The following is a 929-nucleotide window of genomic DNA, read 5'->3' on the forward strand; positions in this document are numbered from 1 at the left end:
GAGGATTATTCAAAAGCCTCATTCGTGTAGTCGCAGGTGGGCGGCATAATTCACAGGCTGTGACTTACGCGGAAACCCTGGACAGCACGACGGCCCCTGCCCTTGAATCGAGTCTTCTCACAGAACTTGATCAAGGAGGGGCCGTGCGCCTCGATGCTCTCACAGGCCTGACCCACGGGCAACGCGCCGAACTGCGCCGCCGGATCGTCGAGCACCTGGGCACGGCCTTGATCGCCCGTCCCGGCGGGCGACCCAGCGCACTGTGCCTGGAAGGATCGATTGACCTGGTCTGCGTGCTGCTGCGCACCAACCTGACCCAGGACCAGGCCGCCGCGCTGTTCGAGGTCTCCCAGGCCACCGCCTCGCGCCGCTGGGACCTGCTGCGCGACACGATCGCCCTGGCGTTGGCCGCGCTGGTGCCCACGGTGCGCGAGATCGTCGGGCGCGGCGGATCGGTGCTGGTCGACGGGTTCCTCGCCCCGACCTGGGACTGGAAGCACGCCCGCGGGATGTACTCGGACAAGCACCAGGAATCGGGGTTCAACATCCAGGTCGCCGCCTCGATCGCCGGGGACCTCGCGGCGGTGGGCGATCCGATCCCCGGCGCGCGGCACGACGCGTACGCCTACGCCGCCTCGGGCCTGGCCGCCAGGCTCGCCGGCCACGACACCCTCGGCGACAAGGGATACCAGGGCCACGCCACCATCCACCCGATCCGCAAGCCGCCCAAGGCCGAGCTAACCGCGCACGACCAGCGCTTCAACGCCTCCGTCTCCTCGATCCGCGCCGCCGTCGAACGCACGAACTCACACCTGCAGAACTGGAAAATCCTAACCACCCGCTTCCGGCCACCCCTGGAGAAGTTCCCCGCCACACTCCGCGCCATCGTCGGCCTGTACTACCTGAAGTGGGCTTTTGAATAACCCTCC

At 67.5% G+C, this 929-nt stretch carries 1 protein-coding gene; it reads left to right on the forward strand.

Features of this window, described 5'->3' with window-relative positions:
- Window positions 1-143 precede the first annotated feature (143 nt).
- Complete coding sequence (locus KGA66_RS29230) at window positions 144-923, forward strand: transposase family protein (RefSeq protein WP_211472864.1); 780 nt, start codon at window positions 144-146, stop codon at window positions 921-923.
- The last annotated feature ends 6 nt before the right edge of the window (window positions 924-929 follow it).

The sequence above is a fragment of the Actinocrinis puniceicyclus genome (genome assembly GCF_018283645.1).
GTDB classification, from domain to species: domain Bacteria; phylum Actinomycetota; class Actinomycetes; order Streptomycetales; family Catenulisporaceae; genus Actinocrinis; species Actinocrinis puniceicyclus.